Annotated in this window: 3 protein-coding genes; all 3 read right to left on the bottom strand. The window is 66.2% G+C overall.

Annotated elements, in window-relative coordinates; genetic code table 11:
• A partial coding sequence (gene bcsB, locus NP534_RS25840; protein WP_274100606.1) for a cellulose biosynthesis cyclic di-GMP-binding regulatory protein BcsB occupies nucleotides 1-1,486 on the bottom strand: 1,486 nt, incomplete at its 3' end.
• Nucleotides 1,483-4,092, bottom strand: coding sequence for a UDP-forming cellulose synthase catalytic subunit (bcsA, locus tag NP534_RS25835; protein ID WP_274100605.1), 2,610 nt, complete (start codon nucleotides 4,090-4,092; stop codon nucleotides 1,483-1,485). The genes bcsB and bcsA, both read right to left, overlap by 4 nt.
• Nucleotides 4,089-4,500 (bottom strand): cellulose synthase operon protein YhjQ/BcsQ (locus NP534_RS25830; RefSeq protein ID WP_274100604.1); only part of this gene is annotated, 412 nt, incomplete at its 5' end. The genes bcsA and NP534_RS25830, both read right to left, overlap by 4 nt.

Here is a 4,500-nt window from a genome sequence, read left to right as displayed (position 1 = left end):
CGTCGATCGCCGCGCGCACATCCACCGGCAGCGACGTCTGGCAATGATCGCGCTGGGCGCTGCCCAGGGTGCTGGCAAAGCTGAAATCGAAACGCAGGCGGTTGCGGTCGCCGATCTTCAACGCCGGCACCAGCGAGTTTTCGGTCAGTGCGCTGCTGTCACCTGACAACACCGCCAGGCGCACCTGCTCGAGCGTGCCGCCGCGCCGGTCGTTGCCCACCAGCGGCATGCTGGTGATGTACTGGTCATTGACGCTGATACTCAGGCGCGATTCGTCAGTCACTGCCGGTGCCGTATAACGGTACAGCGTGCGCAACGGGATGCCCTGGTTGCGCCAGACGAACAAGTCTGGCGGCAAATTCAGTGACAGCGTCACCGGCCGCGGTTGCAGGCCACTGACTTGCAACTGCTCGGGGTAGTCGAGCAGTTCGGCGAAGCGCACCGGCCGATCGGTGCGCGTCCAGTTTGGCGCGTCGTAGGGCTTGCGCGGCTGCAGCGCGGTCATCTGCTCGACCTGCACCCGGGCACCACGGAACAGGTTGTTGCCAACCGCCAGCGCCGAGGCTGCCTTGATCAGGTCGTCATCGTTGCGCCCCAGTACCAACAGCACCTTGCTGAAGCGGTCGTGCGGATGGTCGATCATCTGCAACACCGGGCCGTCGACCAGCGGAAACTGCTGCAGGTCGGCGAGAAATGCCGGGCGACGTTCATTGCTGGCAAACACGATGCTCGGCTTGGGGGTGTCGGCACTGGCCGGCAGGCGGTTGTACAGCACCGGGAAGGCTGCCTTGCGCCAGCCGGCCTGGCTGCCGAAGTAAGACGCCAGGATCGCGGCCGCACGCTGCTCACCCAGGCTCGGCACACCACTGAACACCACCGGCAGCTCGACCTTGCCGGTGTCGCGCGCGTCAAAGAACGGCAGCGGGAAGTACGCCAGGTCGTTGTCCAGCGCCAGTGCCTGCTCGTGCAACTGCACCTGGCTCTTGCGGTTCAGGTTCAGCCACAGGCCGCTGTGCGCCGGGTCTTCGCAGATGTCAGTGTAATGCCCGACAAACTCCAGGCGGACCCGGTTGAAGTCGCTGAGCAGCTTTGGGTCCAGCGGCAGTTGGCGGCGCACGCGCTGGCCAAGCTGCTCCTTCTCCACCGGCACTACCCCCATCAACTCGTCATTGAGATAGACGCGCAGGTGCGACAGGTTCGGCAACAGCGCGGGCGAAGGCGTGTAGTCCAGCTGCAAGGTGGCGTCGGTGGCAAGACGGTCGCGACGCAGGCCGAATTCGATGTGTTCGCTGTTGCGTACCCCCAGCAGCAGGCTGTCGGACGCATGCCCGAGCTGCTCGAAGGTTTTCGTAACCGGCCAGCTCGGCACCTTGAGTACGGCGGGCTCGGCAAGCGGGGCTTCGGAGGCGGCAGCGGCGCTCTGCGACAAGGCGGCAAACAGCGCCATCGCCAGGCCCCAGGTACGCGCGGGATAACCAGTCATCATGCGTCTCGATCAACAGGGTTCATGAAAGGGATAGGCCGCGGCGTGCGGGGCCTGTAGCTGGCCAGCCAATGCACCAGCGCGCGCAGCGGGCGCAACCACGTCCGCAGCCACGGCGGCATGTGCTCGACCAGGCGCAGGTAACCGACAGCGCCCAGCTTCAGCACCTCGACCAGGCTGCGCAGCGGGCGATCGGCCTCGTGTTGCTGATGCCAGCCAAGCCAGGCATCGGCACGGGCAAAGGTGCAGTGAACCAGGTCGATGCGCTGTTGCTGGCTCAGGTCGTGGAACACCAGGCCCACGTGTTGCCCAACGGTACGGGTGACGCAGGCCTGGAAGGCAAACTCGCGCTGGCCACGGTTGAGCAGCAGGCGTACCTGCGCCCCGGGTTTGAGCGCAAGGCCTTGGTGCAACTGCAGGCCGACGCCGCCATCGGAGTAATCGACCAGGGTGCAGGGGTAGGCGTGACCGCTGGCCAGCACCAGCCCCGCCGGCAAGTGCATCTGCACCCGGTGGGCGCGGCGTACCTGGCGCACCTCGGCGGCCACGGCAACGGCGGCGCCGATGATCAGCAGGTTGTAGACCACCCACAACGAGCTGACGATCACCGTGCCGACTTCCGCCGCAGGGCCGGTGAACAGCCGCCACACGGCAAAGCCCAGGCCGGCCACGTTGAGTGCCGCAAGCCACAGGTAGGGCTGGGCGATGCGCCAGTCGAACTGCCCCTGCTCCATCAGGCCGCCCTTGGCGGTGACGTTGAAGGTGCCCTTCTTCGGCGCGAACAGCGCGACCGTGGTGGGGCGGGCGATGTACCAGGCCAGCACGGTCTCGTAGACCTCGCCCCAGAACGTTTGCCGGTACTTGCCCTGCATGCGCGAGTTGGTCAGGCTGGCGTGAATCATGTGCGGCAACACGTACAACAGGATCATCAAGGCAGGCGCATAGATGATGTAGGCATGCAGCAACAGGAACGCCAGCGGCGCAGTCAGAAACACCAGCCGCGGCAGGCCGGCCAAGAAGTGCAGCATGGCGTTGGCGTAACACACCCGCTGGAACAGGCTCAGCCCGCGGCCGAAAATCGGGTTGTCGGTACGAAAGATCTGCACCATGCCACGCGCCCAGCGAATACGCTGGCCGATGTGCGCCGACAGGCTCTCGGTGGCCAGGCCCGCCGCCTGGGGGATGCTCAGGTAGGCCGAAGACCAGCCCTGGCGGTGCATACGCAAGGCGGTGTGGGCATCTTCGGTCACGGTCTCCACGGCAAAGCCGCCAATGCTTTGCAGCGCCGTACGCCGCAGTACCGCGCATGAGCCGCAGAAGAATGCCGCATTCCACATGTCGTTACCGTCCTGGATCAGGCCGTAGAACAGCTCCCCTTCATTGGGCCGGCGGCGGAACGAGCCCAGGTTGCGCTCGAACGGGTCTGGCGAGAAGAAGTGGTGCGGCGTCTGCACCAGCGCAAGCTTCGGGTCCTTGAGGAACCAGCCCACCGTCATCTGCAGGAATGAGCGCACCGGCACGTGGTCGCAGTCGAAGATGGCGATCAGCTCGCTGTCGGTCACACCCAGCGCATGGTTGAGGTTGCCGGCCTTGGCGTGCTTGTTGTCCGGGCGCACGATGTAGCCCACGCCGACCTCGTCGGCAAAGGCGCGGAACGCGTCGCGCCGGCCATCGTCGAGAATGTAGATGCGCAGGCACTCGCGTGGCCAGTCCAGGCCCAGGGCGGCCAGCACGGTGGTGCGCACCACCGCCAAGTCTTCGTTGTAGGTGGGGATCATCAGGTCGACCGTCGGCCAGTGCCCGGGGTTGGCCGGCAGGTTCGCCGGCTTGCGCTGCAGCGGCCAGCAGGTCTGGATGTAGCCCAGAATCAGCACGCACCACGAGTACGTCTCGGCAGCCAGCAGGATCACCCCGCACACCAGGTCCGTGGTGTCGTTCCAGTTCAGGGTCGAGGTATAGCGCCACCACAGGTAGCGGCAAGAGATGATGGTCGACAGCACGATCAGCATCAGGGTCGGAAAGCGGCCCGGCATGTGCCGCACCAGCATGGCAATACCCAGAAGCAGGCAGATGAACATCAACTGTGCCAGGTAGCCGAACGGCTCGGTCACGCACAGCAAGGCCAGGCCAAAGGCGCAGAGCGTCAGCACACCATAGAAGGCCCAGCGGGCGAATACGCTCAGGCCGCGCAAGCGTGCCGAGGCTACCCGCTTGAAGGCACTGGCCCGATAGCGCGCGGGCAACTGTTGCAACCGGTCGATCAACCGGCCACGGTAGTGCTGCACCCTCTGACGCGTGGTGTGCCATTGGCCGCGCACGGCACGCCAGGCCTTGCTGGCCGGCCCTGGTTGGCGTGGCAGCGGTTGGCGCCGTAGCAGCAGCCACAGGCTCTGGATCAACACCCGCACGGGGTCGCCCAGGCTCGGGCGCTTGCCCGCCAACTGCGGGTACAGGCGCTGACGCTCGGCCAACAGGGCCTGCCAGGCGGGCGACTCCAGGCGCAAGAACAGCACGGCCAGCGCCACACCCAAGGTAAACAGCCAGGCGACCGGCCGCTGCGCGCCGCGTGTGGTGAACCAGGCGTAAGCCGACAGAGGGTTCAGGGTCACGACTGCCGCCTCGTCAGGCAGCGCACCGCCAGGCTCTGCACATCCCGGCAGGCCAGGCTCTGCGGCGCGTAATGGCCCAGCGGGGCCTTGCACGCCAAGGCCTCGAGAAAGGCCTCGTCGCGGTGCACCACCTGCAGGGGCAAGCGATCACGGAACAGGTCGCGCCACACCATCAGAAGGTCGCTCTGCAAGCGGCTGGCCGGGTCGTAACGGTTGACCAGCAGCAGGTCGTAGCGCTCGATGGCTCGGCGCCCGAGCAGCAGATGGCTGGCCATTTCGGCTTCGGCCACCAGCACCCGCACATCGGTCTCGACGCAGTGGCCCGCAGCCGCGGCCGGTAACTGCGGCACGTCGAACAGCAACCAGTCGAAGTGTTCGGCCAGTTCAACTTGGCGAGCGGCCCAGGTT

This window comes from Pseudomonas sp. 39004, assembly GCF_028682155.1.
Lineage (GTDB): Bacteria > Pseudomonadota > Gammaproteobacteria > Pseudomonadales > Pseudomonadaceae > Aquipseudomonas > Aquipseudomonas capeferrum.
This window is presented reverse-complemented; position numbering and strand designations above follow the sequence as displayed.